This window comes from Streptosporangium sp. NPDC048047, assembly GCF_040653115.1.
GTDB lineage: Bacteria > Actinomycetota > Actinomycetes > Streptosporangiales > Streptosporangiaceae > Streptosporangium.
In genome coordinates, this window is sequence record NZ_JBEZNH010000005.1 from 176411 (window position 1) to 201074 (window position 24664).

The window sequence follows — 24664 nt, forward strand, 5'->3', positions numbered from 1 at the left end:
TCGCGGTTCCCGCCGTGGTCGCCACAGGGGCCGGCCCACCGGGATCACGGCCCCCAGGTGACGGGGAGCTCGTGGACCCCGAAAATCATCATGTCGTCGCGCAGGGGGACCTTCTCCGGTGGTACGGCCAGCCTCAGGTCGGGGAAGCGCCGGAACAGCGCGGAGAAGCCGGCCCGGATCTCGACCCGCGCGAGCTGCTGGCCGAGGCACTGGTGGACGCCGTGCCCGAAGGCGAGATGGCCGGTCGCGGACCTGGTGAGGTCGAGGGTGTCGGGGTCGGGGAAGCGCTCGGGGTCGCGGTTGCCGCCGGGAATCGAGACCATGACGCTCTCGCCGGCCCGGACGAGGACGTCTTCGACCTCGACGTCCTCCAGGGCGGCGCGGATCGTCCCCGGGACGACCGGGAGGTAGCGCAGGAGCTCCTCCACGGCGCCGTCGGCGGTCTCCGGGTCGGTGAGCGCCGGGATCCGCCCGGGGTTCAGCAGCAGGGCGAAGGCGCCGAGCCCCAGGACGTTCGTCGTGGTGTCGAAACCCGCGCCCAGCAGCATGAACGCGATGTTGGCCAGCTCCTCGTCGGTCAGCCCGGCGTCCGCGACGAGCCCGCCGAGTATGTCGTCGGTGGGCTCGGTCCGCTTGCGTCGCACCAGCTCGCCGAGGTGGCCGCCGACGTCGGCCATCGCCCGCTGCCGGTCCTCCTGGGTGGCGTCCTGACGGATCAGCTTCGTGACGTCCGCCTGGAAGCGTTCGCGGTAGTCGCCCGGCACGCCGAGCAGCTCGCAGATCACCAGGGCGGGAACCGGCGCGGCGTACTCCCGTACCAGGTCGGCCGGGGGGCCGGCCGCCTCCATCCGGTCGAGCTGTTCCTCGGCGATCTGCTCGACGCGGGCGGTGAGCCGTCGCATCCGGCGTACGGTGAACTGCCCGGTGAGCAGGCGCCGGTAGCGGGCGTGGTCCGGGTCGTCCATCCCGATGAACATGCCGGGAAGGGCGGGCGGGATCTCCGCGGCGCTGAACGGGCTGTTGCGCAGCTCCTGCCGGGCGCTGAACCGGGGGTCGGCGAGGACCGCGCGGATGGTCGCGTGCCGGGTGACCATCCAGCCGAGCCTGCCGTCCGGGAAGCGAACCCGGGCGATCGGCCGCTCGCCGCGCATCGCCAGGATCTCCCGCGCCGGGTCGAACGGACCGGAGGAGGTCATGGGGAAGGTCAGGGGCTCTGTCGGCATCTTCGCCGTCCTCACCGGGCGACAGGGGTCGCCCACGTCGTCTCTCGGAGGCCATCGTGTTCCGGCCTCCGCGATCTCATGAAACTACATCAAGTGTAAGAGTGCAATGAGAGTAAGCGTAGTTTGCATGTAAAGTGAGTGCGTGGACGAGTCACGGCGCGAGCGTAAGAAGCGGCAGACCAGGCAGCTGATCGCTGAGGCGGCGATCAGGCTGTTCGGCGAGCAGGGATATGAGCAGACGACCGTCGCGCAGATCGCGGCCGCCGCGGACGTGGCCACGAAGACGTTCTTCAACCACTTCCCCAGCAAGGAGGACGTGCTGTTCGCCGACACCCGGGAGCGCAACGCGGTCCTGCTGGAGGTGCTCGCCGGCCGCCGTCCGGGGGAGAGCCTCCCCGACCTGCTGACCCGGATGTACGACAGGCTGCTGGCCGACTACCTGGTGGCGGGCGCGGACGACCCCGAGCTGATGGAGACCTACACCCGCCTGGTCATGACGGTACCCGCCCTCCAGGCGAAGGCGCTGCACATGATGTTCGAGCTGCAGAAGGAGATGGCGGCGGTCCTGGTGAAGGTCTATCCCGACGATCTCGACCCGGTCGCCGCCGCCGCCGCGGTCGGCTCGGTGATAGGCGCCGTCCAGGGGGCCGCGCTCGCCAGCATGGACCTGGGCGAGCCGGAGGAGCGCTTCTGGGTGTCCATGCGCCGCGGCTTCGACCTCGCCCTGCGTGCCCTGCGCGCTCCCTGAACCGCCCGTCGCCCTTTCGGTGCCGCCGAGCGGCCCGGCTCCCTCGGCGGCCCGCAGCGCCCGGTCGCACTCCACCTCCAGCGTCAGGATCGCGGGCAGCCCGGACTGATCCAGGCGGAACGTCCTGTCGCTCCCATCGGGGAAAGTCCCTCCGCGGGATTGCTCTCATCGGAGAGGAGCCTTCCTCGGGAGATCTTTTTTAGGTTAACCTAACCTAACTAAGGATGACCTTGCCGGCAGGCGTCCATCCGTCCGTCCGTCGTCGTCCGGTCGCTTCCGCCTGATCCCTCGCAGCCCCCGGAGGAAGAACTCGATGCCGCCCGCCGCCCGTGAGCACCTGCTCAGCAACGCCACGGCCGATCGGTACCTGCGCACGGTCACCGACGGCGCGGCCCGTGTCGCCGCCCACATCGCCGGGACCGACCGGCCGTTCACCGGGATCGCCCCGGAGCACCTCGCCCTCGAGGTGGCCGCGGTCGACCTCGACCGGCCCCTGGGCGACCCGGCCGCCGCCCTGGACGAGCTGGGCGACGTGTACCTGCGCGACGCGGTGTACTTCCACCACCCCCGCTATCTGGCCCACCTCAACTGCCCGGTGGTGATCCCGGCGTTGCTGGGCGAGACGGTGCTGTCCGCGGTCAACTCCTCGCTGGACACCTGGGACCAGAGCGCGGGCGGAACCCTGATCGAGCAACGTCTGATCGACTGGACCGCCCAGCGGATCGGCCTCGGCCCGCTCGCCGACGGCGTCTTCACCAGCGGCGGCAGCCAGTCCAACCTTCAGGCCCTGCTGCTGGCCCGGGAAGAGGCGCTCGCCGCGTCCGGGTCGCCGCGTGCGGAGACGCTGCCACGGCTACGCGTCCTGACCTCCGCCGCCGGTCACTTCAGCGTGCAGAAGTCGGCGAAGCTGCTCGGCCTGCCCCCCGACGCGGTCGTCACCGTCGAGGTCGACGCGGACCGGCGGATGCGCCCGGCGGCGCTCGACCGCGCGTTCGAGCGCTGCCGCCGTGACGGCTTCACCGTCATGGCCGTGGTCGCCACCGCCGGCACGACCGACTTCGGCTCGATCGACCCGCTGCCCGAAATCGCCCGGCGCTGCGCGGCGACCGGCGTGTGGCTGCACGTCGACGCCGCGTACGGATGCGGGCTGCTGGCCTCACGCACCCGCCGCCACCTGCTCGACGGCATCGAGCGGGCCGACTCGGTCACCGTGGACCACCACAAGTCGTTCTTCCAGCCGGTCAGCTCCAGCGCGCTGCTGGTGCGCGACGGCCGCGTCCTGCGGCACGCCACCTACCACGCCGACTACCTCAACCCCGAGCGTACGGTGGCCGAGCGCATTCCCAACCAGGTGAACAAGAGTCTGCAGACCACCCGCCGCTTCGACGCGCTCAAGCTGTGGATGACCCTGCGCGTCATGGGCGCCGACGCGATCGGCGAGCTCTTCGACGACGTGGTGGATCGTGCCGCGGCCGCCTGGAGCCTGCTCAGCGAGGATCCCCGCTTCGAGGTCGTCACGCGCTCGCAGCTGAGCACCGTCGTGTTCCGTTACCTGCCGGCCGGGCCGGGGCGTGCGTACGCCGACGAGGCCAACCTGCACGCCCGGGCGGCGCTGGCCGCCTCCGGCGACGCGGTGGTCGCGGGCACCACGGTCGACGGCCGGCACTTCCTCAAGTTCACCCTGCTCAACCCCGAGACGACGATCGACGACATCGCCGCCGTCGTGGAACTCACCGCCGAGCACGCCGGCCGGTACGTCGAACATGCGATCGGCCCGATGCTCGCCTGCACCGCCTCGTGACCCGCCACCCGACCACCGGGAGACCCGCCATGCCGGCCCACGACTTCATCGCGATCGGACTCGGCCCGTTCAACCTGGGGCTGGCCTGCCTGACCGAGCCGATCGCCGGGCTGGACGGGCTGTTCCTGGAGGCCCGCCCGCGGGCGGACTACGGCTGGCACACCGGGATGATGATGGACGGCACACACCTGCAGACGCCCTTCCTCTGCGACCTGGTGACCCTCGCCGACCCGACGTCGCCGTACTCGTTCCTCAACTACCTCAAGCAGTCCGGACGCCTCTACCCCTTCTACATCCGGGAGGACTTCTACCCGCTGCGCAGCGAGTACGACGACTACTGCCGCTGGGCCGCGGACCGGTTGGGCAACGTGCGTTTCGGCCAGGCCGTGACCGAGGTGCGCTACGACGACCGGGACGAGCTCTACATCGTCCAGGCCGGCGAGCGGCACACGTACCGCGCCCGGCGTCTCGTCCTCGGGACCGGGACGCAACCCCACATCCCCGAGGCCTGCCGGAACCTCGACGGCGACGTGGTGCACAACTCGGCGTACCTGACGCACCGCGACGCCCTGCGCCGCAGGCGCAGCATCACCGTCGTCGGCAGCGGGCAGAGCGCCGCCGAGGTCTACCACGACCTGCTCGGCACCATCGACACCGGCGGATACCAGCTCAACTGGATCACCCGGTCGCCGCGCTTCTTCCCGCTGGAGTACACGAAGCTGACGCTGGAGATGACGTCACCGGACTACATCGACTACTTCCACGCGCTGCCCGAGCCGACCCGGTACCGCCTGGAGAGCGAGCAGAAGGGACTGTTCAAGGGGATCAGCGCCGAACTGGTCAACGCCATCTACGACCTGCTGTACGCCAAGAGCGTCGACCGGCCGGTGCCCACCCGCCTGCTGACCGGCACCGCACTGACCGGCGCCGCCCACGACAGGGCCACCGGCACGTACACCCTGGATCTGCGCCACGAGGAGCAGGGGCGCGAATTCACGCTGACCACCGAGGCCCTGGTGCTGGCCACCGGATACCGGCACACCGTACCGGCGTTCCTGGAGCCGATCCGCGACCGGATCCGGTGGGACGCGGCCGGCCGTTACGACGTGGCCCGCAACTACAGCATCGACGTCACCGGCCGCGGCGTCTTCGTGCAGAACGCCGGGACGCACACGCACAGCGTCACCTCGCCGGACCTCGGCATGGGCGCCTACCGCAACGCGTCGATCGTGCGTGAGCTGCTCGGCCGCGAGCACTACCCGATCGAGAGGCGCATCGCCTTCCAGGAGTTCGGCGCGCAGGCGGAGGCGCCGACGGGGACACCGGCGGAGGCGCCGGCATGACCGCCGCCTTCGTCCGCGGCGAGTACTCGCTGCGCCCGCTCGACGTCGAGGCCGACATCGGACTCCTGCACCGCTGGGTGACGCACCCCAAGGCGGTGTACTGGATGATGCAGGACGCCGACGTGACCGCCGTCGCCGCCGACTACCGGCGCATCGCCGCGCATCCGCACCACGAGGCCCACCTGGGCCTGTACCGCGGTGAGCCGGCGTTCCTGGCCGAACGCTACGACCCCCGGCACGTCGAGCTGGCCGGGCTGTACGAGCCCGAGGACGGCGACGTCGGCATGCACTTCCTCACCGCGCCGGCCGGGACGCCGGTGCACGGCTTCACCCGCGCGGTGATCACCACCGTGATGGCCTGGCTCTTCGCCGACCCCGCCGTGCGGCGGGTGGTCGTCGAACCCGACGTCCGCAACACCGCCGTACACGCCCTCAACGCCGCCGTCGGCTTCACCGTCGTCGGCCCGATCGCCAAGCCCGAGAAGACCGCACTGCTCAGCGCGTGCACCCGCGCGCAGTTCCTCGCCGCCACCGGAGTATCCACGTGACCAGCGCCGCCACCGCCCACCTCGACCCCTCACACTGGGAGCGCGCCAACCGGCTGCTCGTACGCAAGGCGCTCGCCGAGTTCGCCCACGAGCGGCTGCTGACCCCGGTCCCCGACGGCGACGGCTTCTCGGTCCGCAGCGACGACGGCTCGGTGGAGTACCGGTTCACCGCCCGTATGTACGCCCTCGACCACTGGGAGATCGACGCCGGGAGCGTCACGCGGCACCGGGACGGCGTCGAACTGCCGCTGGACGCGCTGGACCTCTGCCTCGACATGCGTGGCGCGCTCGGCCTGCGCGACGAGATCCTGCCGGTGTACCTGGAGGAGATCACCGCCACCCTGGCGGGCAGCGCCTGGAAGCTCGGCCACCGCGCCCGGTGCGCCCGGGAACTGGCCGCCGCCGACTTCCAGGCCATCGAGTCCGGAATGACCGAGGGACACCCCGGCTTCGTCGCGAACAACGGCCGGATCGGCTTCGGCGCCGACGACTACCACCGGTACGCGCCGGAGGTGGCGGCACCGGTCCGGCTGGTCTGGCTGGCCGCGCACCGCGACCACGCCACGTTCACCTGCAGCGCGGACACCGACTACGACCGCCATGTCCGCGGCGAACTCGGCGCGGACACCGTCGCCGCGTTCGCCGCCACCCTGACCGACCTCGGCCTCGACCCGGCCGACTACCTGCTCCTTCCGGCGCACCCGTGGCAGTGGTGGAACAGGCTGGCGGTGACCTTCGCCGGCGAGCTCGCCACCCGGCGGCTGGTCCTCCTCGGCCGCGGACCCGACGAGTACGTGGCCCAGCAGTCGATCCGCACCTTCTTCAACGTCTCCGACCCGGCGCGGCACTACGTCAAGACCGCCGTGTCGGTGCTGAACATGGGCTTCATGCGCGGCTTGTCCGCGGCGTACATGCGGGCCACCCCCGCCGTCAACGACTGGCTGGCGGAGCTGATCGCGGGCGACGAGGCGTTCCGGGCGAGCGGGCTCACCATCCTGCGCGAACGCGCCGCGATCGGCTACCGGCACCGGCAGTTCGAGGCGGCAACCGACCGCTACTCGCCCTACCGCAAGATGCTCGCCGCGCTCTGGCGCGAGAGCCCGGTGCCGTCGCTGCGGCCCGGCGAGCGGCTCGCCACCATGGCCTCGCTGCTCCACGTCGACCAGCAGGGCCATTCCCTGGCCGCGGCGCTCGTCGAACGCTCCGGACTGCCGCCACGGGTATGGCTGCGCCGCTACCTGGACGCCTACCTCACCCCGCTGCTGCACGCGTTCTACGCGTACGGCCTGGCGTTCATGCCGCACGGCGAGAACGTCATCCTGGTGCTCGCCGACGACGCGGTGAACCGGGTGATCTTCAAGGACATCGCCGAGGAGATCGCCGTCATGGACGCCGGAACGCCCCTGCCCGAGGACGTCGAGCGCATCCGCGCCGACGTGCCGGAGGACCTGCGGCTGCTGTCCGTCTTCACCGACGTGTTCGACGGTTTCCTGCGTTACCTCAACGTCATCCTCGCCGAACGGGGGCTGCTCACCCAGGAGGAGTTCTGGGGCACGGTGGCCGAATGCGCTCTCGCGTACCAGGAAGGCGCCCCTCACCTGGCCGATCGATTCGCCCGCCACGACCTGTTCGCGGCGGAGTTCGCGCGCTCCTGTCTCAACCGGCTCCAGTTGCGCGACAACCGGCAGATGGTGGACCTCGCCGACCCGTCGGCCGCGCTGCAGCTGGTCGGCACGCTGCGCAACCCGATCGCCGGCTTCGCACCCCGCCGGGCGGACACGGCCCCGGCCGTGGAGCCCGGGCGATAGACCGGTACGGCTCGCAGGGGCGGCCGGGCCGTACGGCGCCGCCCCTACCCGTCGAACCCGCCGCTCCCGACGGCGTCGACGAAGGATCGCCAGATGCCGGGGGAGAGGATGAGCGCCGGGCCCTGGGGGTCCTTGCTGTCTCTGACGGCGACGATTCCGGGGAGGTTGTCGGCGATCTCGACACAGTTGTTGCCGCTGCCGCTGATGCTGCTCTTGCGCCAGCGGGCGTCCGACAGGTCAGTCATGGGCCAGCCGTCCTTTCACCTCGGTGATCAACCTCGCGGAGTCCTCCGGAGGTAGGGCGGCGTCGCAGATGCGAGCAAATGCCATTTTATAACGATCTACGTGCTCCGAGCTTTCGACATATACGTCACCCGCCGTCCCCTCGACGTAGGCGACATCAGGATCGATGTCCTCAGCGAATGACAGGATGGTGAACGCGCCTTCCAGTCCCGCGTGTGCTCCGGCGCTGTACGGGAGGACGCGGATCGTGACGTTGGGGCGCCGGGCCGCCGCTTGCAGTGCGTCCAACTGGCCGCACATCGCCTCCCATCCCCCGATGGGGCGCCGGATGACCCCTTCGTCGAGCACCGTATGCAGCTGTGGCGCATCCGATCGGCTGAGCAGCGTACGCCGTGCCATTCGCGCCATGACCCGCCGCTGGACATCGCCGGTGTCATGAGGTTCCGGTCGTCCGGCGCTGATTACGGCGCGGGCGTAATCCTCGGTCTGGAGCAGACCGGGGACGAGCTGCACCTCCCACTGGCGGATCAGGACCGCCTCGTCTTCCAGTCCGATGTAGGACCCGGTGAAGACGTCGGCGTACGCCGCCCACCAGCCCCTCTGGCGGACATCCTTTGCGAGTTGGATCAGGCCGGCGCGGACTGGGGAATCGGCACCGTACAGATCACAGATGTCGGCCACATCGGCGGAGCTCGCCCTGGTGCGGCCGGTCTCGATCCGGCTCACCTTGCTGCGACTCCACCCGAGCCGGGCCGCGACCTCTTCGGGCTTCAGCCCACTCCGCTCGCGCATCGTGCGCAGCTCACGGGCGAGGCGGCGCAGCCGCACGGTAGGGCTCTGGAACGGCGACATGCGCCCAGTGTGACGGAACCATCACGGGATCACCGGCATTTGCTTGGATCAAACTCGACTTGCACAGTGCATTGACAGTCTGCACTGAGCGGCATCAACATGGCTTCAGCTACTCTCCGCTCTTGCTCGATGACTGATTGCGCATGGAACGGAAAGTGGGGCACCGTTCGCGTACGGAGGTCTTTCGAACGTCACCGTACGAACCATCGCAATGAAGGAGGTCGTTCACATGGGCCGAGGGGACCCGCAGATCCAGTTCATTCATCTGGTGCGGCTGAGCTGGGACCTGAAGTCTCTGGGGGTGTGCACCTCGCTCGTCCTGCCGGTCACCGGGCCGCCGGTGCTGGAGGTCTTCTCGGGCCGCCGGAGCCGGGTGCGCATCACCGCCGTCCGCCGTGATCGCGGCTGGTTCTTCGTCTGGCGGCCCTGGTGGGCGCGGCTGTGGCGGCCCGGCCGGTCGGTGTGGGCGGACGCGGACAACGTCGCCGACATCATCGCCACGGCGGCGTCCGCATGAGCCCGGTCCCGGTCTGCCGTTACGAACGGCAGCGTGGCGCCTCGTCGCACTGGGCCGTCCTGCGGGCGCTCGGTCACGCCGACTTCCCCGCCGCGCCTTCCTCGGTCGCCTGTGCCCGTGCCTGGACGCGCGCCCTCCTGGCCGGGGCCATCGCCCCCTGCCTTCTCGACGACGCGTTGCTGCTGCTCAGCGAAGTCGTCACCAACGCCGTCGTCCACTCCGACTCCGGGCGCATCCCCGGCGGCTCGGTGACCGTCTGCCTCGGCGTCGTCGACGACGCCCTGCACGTCGAGGTCATCGACGACGGCTCGGCCGACAGTGTCCCCTTCGTCCGCGCCGCCGATTCCGACAGCGACGGCGGACGCGGCCTGCTGCTGGTCGAGCTTCTGGCCGCCGAGTGGGGTGTCCGCGACGGCCGGGACGGCACCGCCGTCTGGTTCCGCCTGCCGGGCTGATCGCCGCCGGGAGGACTCCGTACGACGGGGCACTCCACTCCTTCCTCCGGGCTCCGCGCGTCGGATTCCACGGCACGGGGAAGGGTGCGACCGTGGACATTCAGGTCTCGGAAATCCCCTGCGGAGGCATGCGATGCGTGTGGACGTCAACGGCACGGAGCTTGAAGTCCAGGTCAGCGGGGAGGGGCCGGACGTCGTGCTGCTGCACGGCTACCCGGACACCCACGCCTGCTGGCGGCACCAGGTGGCCGCGCTGAACGCCGCCGGGTACCGCACGATAGCCCCCGACCTGCGGGGCTTCGGAGCCTCGGCCAAACCGGAGGGGCTGGAGAACTACCGCCTCTCCCGCTACGTGGGGGACCTGCTCGGGATCCTGGACCACCTCGGCGTGGAGCGGGCCCATCTCGTCGGCCACGACTGGGGGTCGCCCATCGTGCAGCTCACCGCCGTCGCGGCGCCGCAGAGGACGCTCAGCCTCACCTGCATGTCGGTCGGCCACCCCGCCACGCTGACGGCGGCCGGCCCGACGCAGTGGAGGCGCTCCTGGTACATGCTGCTGTTCCAGTTCCCGGGCGTCGCCGAGCGGTGGCTCAGCCGCGACGACTTCGCGGCCATGCGGCGGTGGATGGGGCACCCCGACGCGGAGGAGGTCGTCGCGCGCATGCGCGACCCCCGCGCGCTCACCTCATCGCTGGCGATCTACCGTACGGGGCTGCGCCGCATGCCGTCCGGCAGGATCGCCAAGCTGCCGCCGGTGCCCGTCATGGGCGTGTGGAGCAGCGGCGACCGGTTCCTCACCGAAAGGGCGATGCTCCTCACCCAGGAGCACGTCACCGGACCGTGGCGCTACGAGCGGGTCGACGGCGCGGGTCACTGGATGCAGCTGGAGGCCCCGGACAGGGTCAACGCCCTGCTCCTCGACTTCCTCTCCACCGTGGACTCTTCTCGCTGACCACCGTTCCCCGCACCCGCTCTCTACGTTCCTTTTCCGCCTTCCGCGCCCCCGCGATGGTGCCGTGGATGACACCCGGAGCCGTCGGAACCGTAAAGGAGCGGCTACGGCGGGAACCGTGGGCGGCCCGGTGGTGAGGAGCTACGGCGTCCGGTTCTGCGCTCTCCCCTGTCAGTGTGGCCGCAAGGCTACGGCGATCCACCCTGAACAGGGAGAGGAGGATGCTTCAGCGTCGGCGAGGACCGTAGGCCGCCGGAAAGCGAGAAACTACGGCGGGTCATCCGTACAGGCGAAGCAGACATGGCGCGGAGGTGGGTGGGTGTTCCGGCCGGCTTCAAAATGCCCGCAACCACCGCGCCCGAGACCAGGCCGGAGGCCGGGAAACACCAGAGCCCGGCCACAGCGCCGGCCGGAACACCCACCCACCGCAGCGCGCGCGGTCGTCCAGCCCGGGAAGAGACCGGAGCGCGAACCCCCGACCGGCCAGACGGGAAACCCCACCGGAACACGCACCCCCGTACGGCTCGGCGGGAAACCCCACGCCGTACGGGATCAGGGCTTGGCGTACTTCTCCAGGTCGTCGAGGATCTTCCCGGCCGCGGTGACGCCGATCCCGGTCATCCAGATCTCGTCGTCCACGTTGTGAGCCGTGCCGTTCTCGACCGCCTTCAGGTTCTTCCAGAGCGGCCCGGCCGTCACCGACGCCTGCGCCTGCGCGGCCTGCTCGCCGTACGCGCAGTAGAAGAGGACGTCGCCGTCGGCCTGGGAGAGGTTCTCCTGGCTCAGCTCGGCGAAGCGCCGGTCGGCGGCGCCGTTCAGCTGCTGGGGCTCGGGGCGGGCGAAGCCCGCGTCGCCGACGACGATGCCGCTGAACGACGTGGGACCGTACATCCGGATCGTGCCGGGGATGAAGCGGATGATGCTCACCGTGCCCGCGTCCGAGCCGTTCAGAGAGCGCGCCCGGGCCTGGTAGTCGGCCAGGAGTTTCTCCGCCTGGGCTTTCTTCCCCAGCGCGTCGGCGTCGAGGAGGAAGTTCTCCTTCCAGGTGGATCCCACCTTCTCGGTGAACACCGTCGGCGCGATCCGGCTGAGCTTGGCGTAGAACTGCTCCTGGCGGAACTTCGAGCCCAGGATGAGGTCGGGCTTGAGGGCGGCGATGGCCTCCATGTTGGGCGCCTGCAGGGTGCCGACCGCCTTCGTCGCGTCCAGGGCGGAGCCCAGGTACTTCGGCCATTTCTGGCTCGCGTCCGCCTGGGCCGCGCCGACCGGGGACAGGCCGAGGGAGACCATGCTGTCCAGCTTGTCGGTGTCGAGCACGACGACCCGCTTGGGCGTCTCGGGCACCTTCGTCTCGCCCATCGCGTGTTTGACCGTCCGGGTGGGGCCCTCGGCGGTCTGATCCCCGCTGCCGGAGGAGCCGCAGGCGGCAAGGGCGGCGGTCGAGAGCAGAACCGCGGCGGCGGCTCTGACCAGGCGGAAGGACATGGGTTCCCCTCGGTTCATAAGGTAAGGCAAGCCTAACTATAGATGCGGTCATCTCCCGGTCAGGAACCCGCCTGCCCGAAACGCGACCGAAACACCGCGCGCCCGGGTTTCACAGGCCCGAAACACCCGTGCACGAGCGCTGAAACCGTGCGCCACCAGGCTGTGGGCCAACGTCAGTGCGCGGCCGGTCAACGAAGCCCAGAAGCGTCCACTGCGACCTTGAGACGGCCATACGCCATGTGTAAGGGAGGGTCGCGTCGAATGAAGATCGATAGCGGCACCACTGCCTGGATGCTCACAGCCGCCGCCCTGGTGCTGCTGATGACTCCGGGCCTCGCGTTCTTCTACGGGGGCATGACCAGGGCCAAGAGCGTTCTCAACATGATGATGATGTCGTGGGTCAGCATCATCGTCGCGACGATCGCCTGGGTCCTCTACGGCCACTCGCTGGCCTTCGACGAGGCCGGCTCCGGCGTCGTCAACAAGATCGTCGGTGGCCTCGACAACCTCGGGCTGTCCGGCCTGGCGGACACCGCCACCAAGGACGACGGCACCGGCATGCCGAGCCTCGTCTTCTCCATGTTCCAGATGACCTTCGCGATCATCACTGTGGCCCTGATCAGCGGAGGGCTCGCCGACCGCGTCAAGTTCGGCGCCTGGGTCGTCTTCGCGACCGTCTGGGTGAGCATCGTCTACTTCCCCGTGGCCCACTGGGTGTGGGGCGGCGGCTGGCTGAGCAACCTCGGCATCGAGGACTTCGCCGGCGGCACGGTCGTCCACATCAACGCCGGAGCCGCGGCCCTGGCGGTGGTGCTCGTGATCGGCAAGCGGGTCGGCTGGGGCAGGGAGCCGATGCGGCCGCACAGCCTCCCGCTCGTCCTGCTGGGTGCCGGGCTGCTGTGGTTCGGCTGGTTCGGCTTCAACGCCGGCTCCGAGCTCGCCGTGGACGGCACCACCGGCCTGGCGTTCATCAACACCCAGATCGCCACCGCGGCCGCCGCCGGCGCCTGGATCGTGGCCGAGAAGCTCCGCGACGGCCACTCCACCAGCCTGGGCATCGCCTCCGGCGCCGTCGCGGGCCTGGTCGCCATCACCCCGGCCTGCGGTTTCGTCGACCCCTGGGCGGCGTTCGTCATCGGCGCGATCGCCGGCGCCGTCTGCGCCTACGCGGTCGGCCTGAAGCACAGGCTGGGCTACGACGACTCCCTGGACGTGGTCGGCGTGCACCTGGTGGGCGGTGTCATCGGCGCCGTGGCGCTCGGTTTCGTCGCGGCCTACCCGTTCGCCGACGGCCAGGCCAAGGGCGTCCTGCTGGGCGGGCCGATCTCCCAGCTCGGCGTCCAGGTGCTCGGCCCGGTCGCCGTCGGTCTGTACTCCTTCGTCGTCTCGTGGATCCTCGCCAAGGTCATCGACAGGACGATGGGCTTCCGCGTCACGCAGGAGCAGGAGGTCGCGGGCGTCGACGTCACCACCCACGCCGAGACCGGGTACGACCTCGGCACCATCCACTCCTCCGGCGTGGCCTCACCCAACGGCGCGGCCACCGCCCCGGTGTCCAAGAAGGTGGACGCATGAGACTCATCACCGCCGTGATCAAGCCCTTCAAGCTCGACGACGTGAAGGCCGCCCTCGAACAGTTCGGCATCAAGGGCATGACGGTCAGCGAGGCCAGCGGGTACGGCCGGCAGCGCGGCCACACCGAGGTCTACCGGGGCGCCGAGTACCAGGTGGACCTGGTGCCCAAGGTCCGCCTGGAGGTGCTCGCCGAGGAGGACGACGCCGAGGACGTCATCGACGTGATCGTCAAGGCCGCGCAGACCGGGAAGATCGGCGACGGCAAGGTCTGGTCGGTCCCGGTGGACGCCGTCGTGCGGGTGCGCACCGGCGAGCGCGGCCCCGAGGCGCTCTGACCCGTGAGGGGTGACGCCCGCTCCTACGCCGCGGTCCGCAGGGATCGGGCGGCGGACATCGACCGCTGGCTCGCGGACCTGCTCCGGGCGGCCTGCGGCACACCGTACGGTGCCGCCGCCGGGAACACCGGCGGGGACGGCGGCCCGTACGGGATGTCCGGAAGGAGCACGCCGTACGAGGTCCCGGACACCGCGCGGGGAGCCGCGCGGGTGGTTTCGAACGGTTCTCCGTACGGCGTCGCCGGCGGCGTCACGCGCGGCGCCCGGCGCGGCCCCTCGCGCGGGGCGCCGGGCGGCGGGGCCTTCGAGGGCGTGGCGCTGGTCGCGGTGGGCAGCCTGGGGCGCGGGGAACTCGCCCCGGGCAGTGACCTGGACCTGGTCCTGCTGCACGACGGCAGACAGGACGTGGCGCGGGTCGCGGACCGCCTCTGGTACCCGGTCTGGGACGCGGGGGTGGGCCTGGACCACTCGGTGCGCACGGTGGAGGAGGCCGCCGCCGTGGCCCGGGACGACCTCAAGGCCGTGCTGGGCCTCATCCAGGCCCGGCACGTGGCCGGGGACCCGGAGCTGACCCGGGCGGCACGCGAGGCGGTGCTCGCCGACTGGCGGGCCGACGCCAGGCGGCGGCTGGGCGAGCTGCGGGAGGCGTCCGAGGGGCGGGCGGAGGCGTGCGGGGAGCTGGCGTTCCTCCTGGAGCCCGATCTGAAGGACGCCCGCGGCGGTCTGCGCGACGTGCAGGCGATGCAGGCCGTGGCCGCGGCCTGGGTGGCCCCGGCCCCGGGGCCCCGCTCCCGCGAGGCGTACGAGCTGCTGCTCGACGTGCGGCACGCCCTGCACCTGGTCACCGCCCGCGGGGCCGACCGGCTGGTGCTCCAGGAGCAGGACGCGGTGGCCGGGACGCTGGGCCTGCTCGACGCCGAGGCGCTGATGCGCCGGCTGGCCGAGGCGGGCCGTACGGTGGCGCACGCCCTCGACGCCACCTGGCGCGCCGCCGACCGGCTGCTCACCGGTCCCGCGCCGCGGGGCCGCCGTCCGCTGGCCGACGGCGTCGTCGAGCACGGCGGCGAGGTGGCGCTCGCCCGCGGGGTGAGCCCCCGCACCGACCCCGTGCTCGTGCTCCGCGCCGCCGCCGCGGCGGCGCAGGCCGGGTTGCCGCTGGCCCCCGCCGCGGTCACCGCGCTGGCGGCCCAGTCGCCGCCGATGCCGGTCCCGTGGCCGCCCGCGGCGCGTGACGCGCTGGTGGCGCTGCTCGGCGCGGGACGCGCGGCGGTGCCGGTCTGGGAGGAGCTGGACCAGGCGGGGGTGCTGGTCCGGCTCCTGCCGGACTGGGAGTGGGTACGGCACCGCCCGCAGCGCAACCCGGTGCACCGCTACACCGTGGACCGGCACCTCATCGAGACCGCGGCCGCGGCGGCCGCGCACACCCGGGACGTCTCCCGCCCCGACCTGCTGCTCATCGCCGCGCTCCTGCACGACGTCGGCAAGGGCTGGCCCGGCGACCACTCCGCCACCGGCGCGGTGGTGGCCCGCGACATCGGGGCCCGCATCGGGCTGCCGCCCGCCGACGTCGCCGTCCTGGAGCGGGTGGTCCGGCACCACCTGCTGCTGCCGGAGACCGCGACCCGCCGCGACCTGGACGACCCGGTGACGATCTCCCGGGTGGCCGGGGCGGTCGGCTCGCGGGAGGTCCTGGAACTGCTGGCCGCGCTCGCCGTGGCCGACGGCGCCGCCACCGGCCCGGCCGCCTGGAACGCCTGGAAGGCGTCGCTGGTGGCAGACCTCGTGCGCCGGACGCGCTCGGTGCTGGCCGGCGCGCAGCCGCCCCCGGCGCCCACGCTGTCGGCGGAGCGGGCGTCCCTGGCCCGGCACGACGGCTGCGCCGTGCGGGTCGGCGGGGGAGCGGTCACCGTGGTGGCCCCCGACCGCGCCGGGCTGCTGTGGCGGGCGGCCGGGGTGCTCGCCGCCCACCGGATGGTGGTGCGCGCCGCCTCCGCCGCCTCGGCGGGCGGCACGGCCGTCATCGAGTTCGCGGTCGTGCCCGAGTACGGCTCGCCGCCGGACCCCGCGACCCTGGAGGCCGACCTGCGGCTGGTGCTGGCGGGGCGGCTCGACATCGAGGAACGCCTGGCCAGGAGGGCCAGATCGATGCGCCCGTCCCGGGTGCCGGTGGCTCCGCCCCGGGTCGCGCTGCTGGACGACGCGTCCGCCACGGCCACGGTGATCGAAGTGCGCGCGCACGATAGACCCGGACTATTGTGGCGAATCGGCAGGGCTTTCGGAGACTGTGGTCTTGACGTACGCGCCGCGCGTGTGGAGACTCTCGGCGCGGAGGCGGTGGACGTTTTCTACGTCGTCGACAGGGCCGGACGTCCGCTGACCGACGCGGTTCAGCGAGTACAGGTGCGGGACCAGGTGCTCGCCGCTCTGCGGTAACCGTAGCCAATCGTTCCTTTGTCACCTTCGTAACGATTAAGGCCGGTTTGTCGGCTATGCCGATTGCGTCCCGTGACCTTGTGGTCTCATTGTGGCCACGTACGTCGGTTAGGTGAGAGGTGTCGAGAGCGTGACGACGGCGACAACCGACAGCGGCCGTCATCCGGCGCGCGATCGCGGCAAGCGTGCCGGTGGCAGGTTCAGCCTGCGCAACTGGCGCGTGCGGTCCCGCCTCACGGCCCTGATCCTGGTGCCCACCGTGGTGGGCGTCCTACTCGCCGGAACCCGGGTGTACGCCTCCGTCGAGAGTGTGGCCGGTTACCAGCGGGCGGCTTCGGCCGCCGAGTACGGCAACCGGATCCGCGACCTCGCGCAGGCCCTCGGCCTGGAGCGCGACCGGGTCGCCTGGGCCTCGTTCCAGCCGGGCAACAAGGGGCTGAAGTCGAGCGCCGAGGCGCAGATGGAGACCGTGGACGGCAAGGTCACCAAGGTCCTGGCCGACCTGGGCGCCATCGACGACTCCTACGGCCGGCGGGCGACGGACGCAGCCAGGGACGTGCGCTACCAGCTGTCCGGGCTGAAAGAGCTACGCCAGCTCTCCGGGACGATCCGTGTGGAACGGTACAGCACCATGGTCGCCCCGCTGCTGCAGCTCCACGAGGAGCTCACGGCGGTCAGCGACGACCCGGAGATCGTGGGCAACACGCGCGCGCTCAGCGCGCTGTCCTACGCCAAGGAGGAGGTCTCCAGGCAGCGCGCCCGCCTGCTGTCCGGCTACTACGCGCCCTGGCTGATCAACGCCCAGGAGCTGGAGAAGTTCATCGCCTCCCGCTCGCGCATGCAGGACTACGTGGCCGACTTCACCGTCGAGGCGACCCCGGCCAACGCCCAGCTCCTGTCCAACGCCCTGATCGACGAGCGGGTGTACCGGGCCGAGCTGACCAAGGCCAGGGCGATCGTGCTGGCCAGCGACCCCCGCCACCAGGGCCGGCTGCTGACCGACTTCGCCGACGTCAAGCAGTGGTTCTCCGACAACGCCGTGACCATCGACAAGATCGCCAAGGTCGAGTCCAAGGTCGCCGGGGACGTGGTCACCCGCGCCCGCGACCTGGAGGACACCGAGCAGCGCAACGCGATCATCACTTCCGCGCTCATCCTGCTCCTGCTGGCGCTGGTCATCGGTCTCACCGTCCTCATCGCCCGGTCGATGGTCCAGCCGCTGCGCCGCCTGCGGGCCGAGGCACTGGACGTCGCCGGGCACCGGCTGCCCGAGGTGGTGCGCAACCTGCGGGTCTCCGGCGACAGCCAGATCCCCGAGGTCGACCCCATCCCCGTCGACTCCAAGGACGAGATCGGAGAGGTCGCCAAGGCCTTCGACGAGGTCCACCGCCAGGCCGTACGGCTGGCCGCGGAGGAGTCGGAGCTGCGCTCCAACATCAGCGCGATGTTCGTCAACCTCTCGCGCCGCACCCAGACCCTCGTGGAACGGCAGATCTCGCTGATCGACGGTCTGGAGAAGGGCGAGGAGGACGGCGGGCGCCTGGGCGACCTGTTCAAGCTCGACCACCTGGCCACCCGCATGCGCCGCAACTCCGAGAACCTCCTGGTCCTCGCGGGCCACGAGCCGACCCGCCGGCGCAGCCAGCCCGCCAAGCTCGTCGACGTCGTACGCGCCTCCCTGTCGGAGGTCGAGGACTACGAGCGGGTGCAGGTCAAGGTGCACCGGACGATCTCGGTGGCCGGGATCGCCGCCAACGACATCGTCCACCTGGTCGCTGAGCTGGTGGAGAACGCCATCCAGTTCTCCCCCCGGGCCAGCCAGGTCGTGGTCTCCAGCAGCATGGTCGAGGGCGGCGCCGCGCTGCTCGCGGTCAGCGACTCCGGCATCGGCATGACCACCGAGGAACTGGTCGAGACGAACCGCCGCCTGGCCGATCCGCCCGTCGTGGACGTCTCGGTGTCGCGGCGGATGGGCCTGTTCGTGGTCGGCCGGCTGGCCCTGCGGCACGGCATCCGCGTCCAGCTCCGGCCGCAGGAGGGCGGCGGCCTGATCGCCATGGTGCTCTTCCCGCCGGAGCTCATCGTCCAGCAGGTCCAGCCGGGTCAGACCCCCTCGTGGGGCGGTGAGTCGCAGGCCGGGCGGCAGTCCCCCTTCGACCAGCCGTCGTTCGGCCAGTCGCCGGCGTCCCAGCCGTCGTTCGGACAGTCGTCCTTCGGTCAGCCGCCGGTGTCGCAGCCGTCCTTCGGTCAGCCGTCGTTCGGTCAGCCGTCGTTCGGCCAGTCCTCCTTCGGCCAGTCCTCCTTCGACCGGCCGATGGCCGGGCGGCCCGCCCCGGCGCCGAGCCCGGCGGCGGGACCGAACGGCGAGTACCCGCTGCCGCGGCGACAGCCCCGGGCGGCCGCCCAGCCGCAGGCGGGCGAAGCGTCCTGGGGGCAGGCGTCCGCCTGGGAGCAGCCGCCTGCCTCCTTCGACCGGCCGCCTGCCTCCTTCGACCAGTCGCCCCCTTCCTTCGAGCAGCCGCTCCCCTCCTGGGACCAGCCGCCTGCCTCCTGGGGGCAGGCGTCCTACGAGGAGCCGGTGAACACCCCGATGCCGGCAGTGGAGGTCTCCCCGCTCGAACCCGAGCAGGAGGAGTACCTGCCGATCTTCGCCTCCGTCGAGTCCGCCTGGTTCCGCCGGCCGGACGCCTCGGAGCCGCGCCCGGCCGCCGGGGCCTCCCCGGCCGGCCGGCCCGCGCCGTACGACCCGCTGGCCGCGGGGCCCACGCCCCCGGCCGGAATGCCGGCCGCCGAGCCGGTCGCCGCCGAGCCGGTCCTCACCGAGCCGGTCACCGCGGGCGGGGGCTGGCACAGTCCCGCCGATGCCGGATGGCAGGCGGCCAGGGCCGCGAGCGAGCCTGCTCTCGGCGGACTGACCGCGGCCGGCCTGCCCAAGCGGACGCCCAAGGCCAACCTGGTGCCGGGCGCCGCGACGAGCACGCCCGCGCCGGCCGCTCCGATGGCGCCGGTCTCGGCCGAGCGGGTCCGCAACCGTCTGTCGAGCTTCCAGCAGGGGATCCGGCGCGGTCGCGCCGAACTGTACGAGGACACCGCCGGGAACACGGCGGATAAGGAGGAGCGCTCGTGACGACCCTGAGCCATGAGGCACGCAGGTTCGACTGGCTGATCACCGAGTTCGTCCGCGGCACCCCCGGCGTCGCGCACGCGGTGTGCGTCTCGGCCGACGGACTGCGGCTCGCCAGCTCCGAAGGGTTCCCCGACGACCGCGCGGACCAGCTCTCCGCGGTGGCGGCCGGGTTGCTCAGTCTCACCGTGGGCGCGTCCCGCGTCTTCGACGGCGGGTCCGTCACCCAGACGGTGGTCGAGATGGAGCGCGGACTGCTGCTGGTCATGGCGATCAGCGACGGCTCCTGCCTGGCGGTACTGGCCTCCGCCGAGTGCGACATGGGTCTGGTGGCCTACCAGATGACCCTGCTCGTCGACCGGGCCGGCCAGGTGCTCACCCCCGCCCTGCGGGCCGAGCTGCAGTCCACCCGGGGGCGTTGATGAGCGCGCGCGTCACGGGAGAGGTCCATGATCGGTAACGACGGGATCGGGGACGAGGAGCCCCTGTTCCGTCCGTACGCGATGACCGGCGGCCGCGCCGAGCCCCGTTACCACCTGGCGCTGGAGACGCTGGTCTCGTCCTCGTTCGTCACGGACGAGGAACTCGTCCTGCTCACCCCCGAGCAGGACGCCATCATCAGATTGTGCCGGTCCTTCCGGTCGGTCGCCGAGATCTCCGCCCTGCTGCGGGTCCCCCTGGGCGTGGCCCGGGTGATCGTCGCGGACATGGCGGACGAGGGCCTCGTCCGCCTGCACCAGCCGCAGCTGGACAAGGGGCAGCCGGATCTCGACATGCTCGAAAGGGTGCTCAGTGGACTTCGCAGGCTCTAACCCCGGTGGCCTGACCTCGACGAAGATCGTCGTCGCCGGCGGGTTCGGCGTCGGGAAGACCACGTTCGTGGGGTCGGTCTCGGAGATCCTCCCGCTGACCACCGAGGCGGTGATGACCGACGCCAGCGCCGGCATCGACGACCTGGGACTGACGCCCAACAAGACGACGACCACGGTGGCCATGGACTTCGGGCGGGTCTCGCTGGACCAGGACCTGATCCTGTACCTGTTCGGCACGCCGGGTCAGCACCGGTTCTGGTTCATGTGGGACGACCTGGTGCGCGGCGCCCTCGGCGCGGTTGTCCTGGTCGACACCCGGAGGCTGGCCGACGGGTTCCCCGCGATCGACTACTTCGAGGAGGCGGGACTGCCCTTCGTGGTCGCCATCAACGGCTGGGACGGGCAGTTCATGCACTCCCAGGACCAGGTGCGCGAGGCGCTGGCGCTGGCGCCGTACGTCCCGGTGGTGACCACCGACGCGCGCTCGCGCGACTCCGTCAAGCGCACGCTCATCACGCTGGTCGAGCACGTCCTGCGGGTCCGCACGGGCCACGGCATGCCCGCCTGACCCATCCCGAGATCACCCTGGTCTGGGCCGACTCCGCCTACGCGGGATCGCTGATCGAGTGGGCGCGCACCTTCTTGGACCTCACCGTCAAGGTGGTTTCCCGGCAGCGCGGCGCCCAGGGCTTTGTCGTGCCGGCCAAACGCTGGGTGGTGGAGCGCAGCCTGTCGTGGGTGCTGCGCGCCCGCCGCAATGTCCGCGACCATGAACGGCTGCCGCAGCACAGCGAAATCATGATCACCTGGTCGGCGATCATCCAGATGACGCGCCGCCTCACCCGCAGCTCCCGCGCCAGGACCTCCTGGGGAGGGGTTTCGTGACCGCGCCGGTGCGGGCCGACCTGTCTCACAACCCAGCAAACGAGACAGCCTGATCCGCAGCCATGCGGCCACGAAACCCCTTTGGTGAGCGTCCTCATGGGATCTCGAACCGAGCAGTGCCTGAACTGCGAGGCGCCGCTGCCCCCTCCAGCGGATCGCCGCGGAGGACGGCCCCGCAAGTACTGCTCCGACGCCTGCCGGTGGGCTTTCGGCCGCACGCGCCAGACGCCGGCGCCCTCTTACCCAGCGCCACCAACGCCAGGACGACACCCGCAACCAGCGCCGTCACATCCGCGACCAGGCCGAACGCCTCGCGCAGGCAGTCGGGAAGCCTGCCCTGGACCTGCACGCCGAAGACCTCGCCCCGCCCACTCAGCAGACCGGCTGGAAGCCTGGGCCCATCGCCGCTCGGGGCGATGTCCCCCGTCGATATGTCCGCGCGTTCGGGGGCACGGCCAGGTCACGGCCGGCGCGGCCAACGCGACTCCGAGCCGTCGTTCCGTCGTGAGGGAGCGGCCGACGTGCCAGGATGAATCACGTCAAGCCGTAGCTCGCGTGGGCCGGTATCGCAGGGCGACCGCCCCCGACCGGAACTCATGGCGATCCACGGGCTCGAGCTGGATGCGCTCGCGCAGACCGGCGAGCAACGTCGGCCCGTGTCCGGCAAGGATCGGCTGCACAAGGAACTCGTACTCGTCGATCAGTCCCAGATCCGCCAACGCCAGGGGGAGCGTCACGCCACCCACCCACAGGCCCTCGCCTGACTCCTGCTTGAGCCGCTGAACCGCTTGCCCGAAGTCGCCTCGCACCAGCTCGGCATTCCAATCGACCGCGCTCAGCGTGCTCGACACGACGTACTTCTTCGCCCGGTCGATGGTCTCGGCGAACGGGATCTGCCAGTCATCCATCCAGTCAGGCCACGTGCCCGTGGCCGGCTTCCGCCACGCCGACTCCATCATCTCGTAGGTCACCCGGCCGAACAGCAGGGCATCGGCTCGCTCCATCTCAACGGTCCAGTAACGCATCGACTCCTCGTCCGGGGCGAGCCCTGCCTCGTGATGGCAGCAGCCGTCGAGCGTGACGTTGATCGAATATCGAAGTGGTCTCATCTCGTTGCTCTTCCCTGATGCGCGCAGCGCGTTTTCATCGGACGTCTACTTAGACGGCTGCCGGCGCCATTTCTCATCGGCGCCCGATCCCACCTGCTCAACACCGTCGTGATGCGAACCAGACCGCAGACCGAGCGCGCGACGGATTCGGACGCTCGGGCCGTTCAGGTTCGCAACGGGTCTCGAAGCGCCCTGCGAGACCTACTGCCCCTCCACGACGTCCTCGCCGAACAGCCACCGCCCGGCCACCCGGACAGCCCGGAGCGACGTCAGAACCCACCGACATCGATCAAGGAACCGGCCCCCGACCTCCTCCCGAAGTCAGCGACACCTTCTCAGCCGATCCACCACCGGGCGGCGACCAGTTCGGCCACCAGCGTCTCGGTGAGCAGGGCGACGCCGGGGTCGTCGTCGTGGCGGTAGCGGACGGAGTCCCGGGCCCCGGACAACTCTCCGCCGACGGTGAGCACGGTGGAGCCCCGCTGCCGGATCCAGTCCATGGCCTGCTCGTCGTAGGCGGACCCGGGGAAGAGGACCGCCCGGTAGTCGAGGGTCTTGGTCAGGTAAACGTCCACGTGGGCCCAGTCGCCGGTCTCGCAGGCGTCGGCCGCGCGGCGCGGGCCCTCGCGGAACATCAGCGCCGACTGCTCCGCCGACGACAGCCGCTCGGCGGGGGCGATCGTGTACACACCGTGCGGGCCGTCGAGCAGCTCCGCGGCCCGCTCCAGCCACTCGCCGCGCCGCTCCAGCAGGTCGGCGGCGGCCTCGGCGGAGCGGCGCAGCAGGGCGGGCACGTCGGGTCCCGAGCCGGTCAGGCGGCCGTGCAGGGCCAGCAGCAGCGCGATCGTGTGCTGGAAGGTACGGCAGGACACCCCGCCGCGCTCCTCGCCGGCGGACATCGGGACCGTCAGGTCGGCGCCCTCGGTGACGGGCGAGCCGTCCCGGTTGGTCATCGCCAGGACGAACGACCGGCCCCGGTGGCGGGCGACCGCGTCGAGGGTCTCCCGGCTGCCGCCGGTCGCGGAGATCGCCACGACGAGCGTGGCGGGGTCCGGCGGGTAGGAGGCGGCGGCGGAGGCGTACTCGGCGACCGCGTCGATCCCCGCCGCCCGCAGGCGCGCCGCGGCGACCCCGGCGGCGTAGCGGGAGCTGCCCATGCCGAGGAGGAGGACCCGCCGTACGGCGGGCGGCAGGGCTCCGAACGGGTCGCCTGCCTCCAGGGCGTCCGCCAGCCCGGTCAGCGCGGCCGGCTTGGCCTCCAGGTCGGCGAGGTACAGCTCGGGGTTCACGTTCTCTTCTCTCCTTCGGTGGGTGTTCCCCGGGGTCCGCGGTGACTTCGGCGGTGGGGACGGCGGGGGCGGAGTCCGGGTGCGCGGCTTCCCGAGCTCCGCGGGCTCCGCGGGTTGCGCGGGTTGCGCGGGGATCTCTCAGGGGCGCGGCGGCTCAGCCGTACCAGGACCGCAGGACCCCCATCGGCGCGTAGCGCCAGCGCGGCAGGTGCCGGGCGGCGTAGACGAGCTCCCGGCACTCCTGCTCGATCTCGAAGGGCCGCAGCAGGGAGTCGTCAAGCAGGTCCGGCCGTCCGTGCTCGGCGAGGCGGGCGCGGTAGGCCGCCTCCAGCGCGGTGCGGGCCGCCGTCGCCCAGGCGCCGGCCGCGGCCGGGTCGGCGCCGCGGCGCCTGATCGCGACCTGGGCGACGTGGTCGACGCTGGTGGTCAGCTGGGCGAGGTCGCGGGCGGCCGGCTGGAAGGGGTCCGCTCCGGTGACCGTGGGGTTCCCGTCGAAGTCGATCACCGCGTAGCCGCCGCGCCAGCGCAGGATCTGGCCGACGTGCAGGTCGCCGTGGATGCGGATCAGCGGGGTGGGTCCCGCGCCGGCCAGCGGGGCGAGCCCGGCGCGCAGTGCGCCGGCGCGGGCGGCGAGCCAGTCGCCGTCCTCGCCGCCGGTCAGCGCGAGCGCCTCCTCCAGCGCCGCCAGTGCCCGCCCGTGCGGCTCGGGACTGATCGGGGCGTGCCGTACCGGGCCGGGGACGGCGGACGAGGGGGTGGCCAGGGCCGCGTGCAGGTCGGCCGCCAGCGTCCCCAGTTCGGCGGCGAAGGCCGTCCCTCCGCCCGCGGCCTCGTCCACGCACCACTCCCAGCCGTCCGAGGCGTCGGGGAGATAGGCGGTGACCAGGGCGAGGAGCACCTCGCCGTCACCCCCGTCCCCGTTTTCGCGCCGGGTCACCGCCGCGTACGGCGTGGCGGTGGCGGTGAAACCGACCTCGGTCAGATGGGCGAACATCTCGGGTGCCGGCTGGGGAAGCGGGGCGGGGGGTGTGAGCCACTTCACGACCACGCGCTCGTCGACGATCACCGAGTGATTCGTCTGGTCGGCGTCGAAGCCCCGCTCCACCGGCGGGCACCCGGCGGAAACA

The 24664-nt window shown here is 71.6% G+C and carries 22 protein-coding genes and 1 pseudogene; 16 read left to right on the forward strand and 7 right to left on the reverse strand.

Annotated elements, in window-relative coordinates:
* Positions 1–44: 44 nt before the first annotated feature.
* The gene (locus AB0D67_RS06595; protein ID WP_362930640.1) at positions 45–1223 is read right to left on the reverse strand and encodes a cytochrome P450; all 1179 of its coding nucleotides are present in this window, start codon (positions 1221–1223) and stop codon (positions 45–47) included.
* Positions 1224–1365: 142 nt separating this feature from the next.
* Here AB0D67_RS06595 and AB0D67_RS06600 point away from each other — a divergent pair, with 142 nt between their 5' ends.
* The 5 genes from AB0D67_RS06600 to AB0D67_RS06620 all read left to right on the forward strand — a co-directional run bounded on the left by AB0D67_RS06600 (position 1366) and on the right by AB0D67_RS06620 (position 7471).
* Positions 1366–1971 carry a TetR/AcrR family transcriptional regulator gene (locus tag AB0D67_RS06600; RefSeq protein ID WP_362930642.1) on the forward strand — a complete coding sequence of 202 codons (606 nt, stop codon included), beginning with the start codon at positions 1366–1368 and terminating at the stop codon, positions 1969–1971.
* A gap of 313 nt (positions 1972–2284) precedes the next feature.
* Positions 2285–3772 (forward strand): aspartate aminotransferase family protein, encoded by a 1488-nt coding sequence (locus AB0D67_RS06605; protein ID WP_362930644.1) that lies wholly within the window; start codon positions 2285–2287, stop codon positions 3770–3772.
* Positions 3773–3801: 29 nt separating this feature from the next.
* Positions 3802–5115, forward strand: a complete 1314-nt coding sequence (locus AB0D67_RS06610; protein WP_362930646.1) for a lysine N(6)-hydroxylase/L-ornithine N(5)-oxygenase family protein — start codon at positions 3802–3804, stop codon at positions 5113–5115.
* On the forward strand, positions 5112–5663 hold the full coding sequence (locus AB0D67_RS06615; RefSeq protein ID WP_362930648.1) for a GNAT family N-acetyltransferase: 552 nt from the start codon (positions 5112–5114) through the stop codon (positions 5661–5663). The genes AB0D67_RS06610 and AB0D67_RS06615 overlap by 4 nt, the downstream gene beginning before the upstream one ends.
* Complete coding sequence (locus tag AB0D67_RS06620) at positions 5660–7471, forward strand: IucA/IucC family siderophore biosynthesis protein (protein ID WP_362930650.1); 1812 nt, start codon at positions 5660–5662, stop codon at positions 7469–7471. Before AB0D67_RS06615 ends, AB0D67_RS06620 begins: the two co-directional genes overlap by 4 nt.
* A 44-nt stretch (positions 7472–7515) precedes the next feature.
* On the opposite strand, the gene AB0D67_RS06625 is transcribed toward AB0D67_RS06620, so the two are convergent.
* Together AB0D67_RS06625 and AB0D67_RS06630 are read right to left on the reverse strand one after the other, a co-directional pair.
* Positions 7516–7716: a DUF397 domain-containing protein gene (locus AB0D67_RS06625; protein WP_362930652.1), complete on the reverse strand. Its 201-nt coding sequence runs from the start codon at positions 7714–7716 to the stop codon at positions 7516–7518.
* The gene (locus AB0D67_RS06630; protein ID WP_362930654.1) at positions 7709–8566 is read right to left on the reverse strand and encodes a helix-turn-helix transcriptional regulator; all 858 of its coding nucleotides are present in this window, start codon (positions 8564–8566) and stop codon (positions 7709–7711) included. The genes AB0D67_RS06625 and AB0D67_RS06630 overlap by 8 nt, the downstream gene beginning before the upstream one ends.
* A 229-nt stretch (positions 8567–8795) precedes the next feature.
* On the opposite strand from AB0D67_RS06630, the gene AB0D67_RS06635 reads away from it, so the two are divergent.
* The 3 genes from AB0D67_RS06635 (at position 8796) to AB0D67_RS06645 (ending at position 10490) form a co-directional block, all read left to right on the forward strand.
* Positions 8796–9083, forward strand: coding sequence for a hypothetical protein (locus AB0D67_RS06635; RefSeq protein ID WP_362930656.1), 288 nt, complete (start codon positions 8796–8798; stop codon positions 9081–9083).
* The gene (locus tag AB0D67_RS06640) at positions 9080–9538 is read left to right on the forward strand and encodes an ATP-binding protein (RefSeq protein ID WP_362930658.1); all 459 of its coding nucleotides are present in this window, start codon (positions 9080–9082) and stop codon (positions 9536–9538) included. The genes AB0D67_RS06635 and AB0D67_RS06640 overlap by 4 nt, the downstream gene beginning before the upstream one ends.
* A gap of 133 nt (positions 9539–9671) precedes the next feature.
* Complete coding sequence (locus AB0D67_RS06645) at positions 9672–10490, forward strand: alpha/beta fold hydrolase (RefSeq protein ID WP_362930660.1); 819 nt, start codon at positions 9672–9674, stop codon at positions 10488–10490.
* 552 nt (positions 10491–11042) lie between these two features.
* Here AB0D67_RS06645 and AB0D67_RS06650 read toward each other — a convergent pair.
* Positions 11043–11975, reverse strand: coding sequence for an iron-siderophore ABC transporter substrate-binding protein (locus AB0D67_RS06650; protein WP_362930662.1), 933 nt, complete (start codon positions 11973–11975; stop codon positions 11043–11045).
* Between the two features lie 261 nt (positions 11976–12236).
* On the opposite strand from AB0D67_RS06650, the gene AB0D67_RS06655 reads away from it, so the two are divergent.
* From AB0D67_RS06655 to AB0D67_RS06690, 8 genes and pseudogenes are all read left to right on the forward strand, one after another.
* Entirely contained in the window at positions 12237–13550 is a 1314-nt protein-coding gene (locus AB0D67_RS06655; protein WP_362930664.1) for an ammonium transporter, read from the forward strand.
* Positions 13547–13885 (forward strand): P-II family nitrogen regulator, encoded by a 339-nt coding sequence (locus AB0D67_RS06660; protein WP_189246045.1) that lies wholly within the window; start codon positions 13547–13549, stop codon positions 13883–13885. The genes AB0D67_RS06655 and AB0D67_RS06660 overlap by 4 nt, the downstream gene beginning before the upstream one ends.
* Before the next feature lie 3 nt (positions 13886–13888).
* Positions 13889–16318, forward strand: coding sequence for a [protein-PII] uridylyltransferase (locus tag AB0D67_RS06665; protein ID WP_362930666.1), 2430 nt, complete (start codon positions 13889–13891; stop codon positions 16316–16318).
* Positions 16319–16448: 130 nt separating this feature from the next.
* Complete coding sequence (locus tag AB0D67_RS06670) at positions 16449–19445, forward strand: nitrate- and nitrite sensing domain-containing protein (RefSeq protein ID WP_362930668.1); 2997 nt, start codon at positions 16449–16451, stop codon at positions 19443–19445.
* Positions 19446–19450: 5 nt separating this feature from the next.
* Positions 19451–19864, forward strand: a complete 414-nt coding sequence (locus tag AB0D67_RS06675) for a roadblock/LC7 domain-containing protein (RefSeq protein ID WP_346020964.1) — start codon at positions 19451–19453, stop codon at positions 19862–19864.
* A gap of 27 nt (positions 19865–19891) precedes the next feature.
* On the forward strand, positions 19892–20254 hold the full coding sequence (locus AB0D67_RS06680; RefSeq protein ID WP_362930670.1) for a DUF742 domain-containing protein: 363 nt from the start codon (positions 19892–19894) through the stop codon (positions 20252–20254).
* A complete protein-coding gene (locus AB0D67_RS06685) occupies positions 20235–20822 on the forward strand; it encodes an ATP/GTP-binding protein (RefSeq protein ID WP_362930672.1) in 588 nt (195 codons plus the stop codon). The genes AB0D67_RS06680 and AB0D67_RS06685 overlap by 20 nt, the downstream gene beginning before the upstream one ends.
* Positions 20816–21103: pseudogene (locus tag AB0D67_RS06690) on the forward strand (transposase); the annotation flags it as partial. The gene AB0D67_RS06685 and the pseudogene AB0D67_RS06690, both read left to right, overlap by 7 nt.
* Positions 21104–21678: 575 nt before the next feature.
* On the opposite strand, the gene AB0D67_RS06695 reads toward AB0D67_RS06690, so the two are convergent.
* The 3 genes from AB0D67_RS06695 to AB0D67_RS06705 all read right to left on the reverse strand — a co-directional run bounded on the left by AB0D67_RS06695 (position 21679) and on the right by AB0D67_RS06705 (position 24642).
* Complete coding sequence (locus AB0D67_RS06695) at positions 21679–22248, reverse strand: dihydrofolate reductase family protein (protein WP_362930674.1); 570 nt, start codon at positions 22246–22248, stop codon at positions 21679–21681.
* Positions 22249–22583: 335 nt separating this feature from the next.
* Positions 22584–23537 carry an SIS domain-containing protein gene (locus AB0D67_RS06700; RefSeq protein ID WP_362930676.1) on the reverse strand — a complete coding sequence of 318 codons (954 nt, stop codon included), beginning with the start codon at positions 23535–23537 and terminating at the stop codon, positions 22584–22586.
* A 154-nt stretch (positions 23538–23691) separates the two neighbouring features.
* Positions 23692–24642 carry a hypothetical protein gene (locus tag AB0D67_RS06705; RefSeq protein ID WP_362930678.1) on the reverse strand — a complete coding sequence of 317 codons (951 nt, stop codon included), beginning with the start codon at positions 24640–24642 and terminating at the stop codon, positions 23692–23694.
* Positions 24643–24664: the final 22 nt, after the last annotated feature.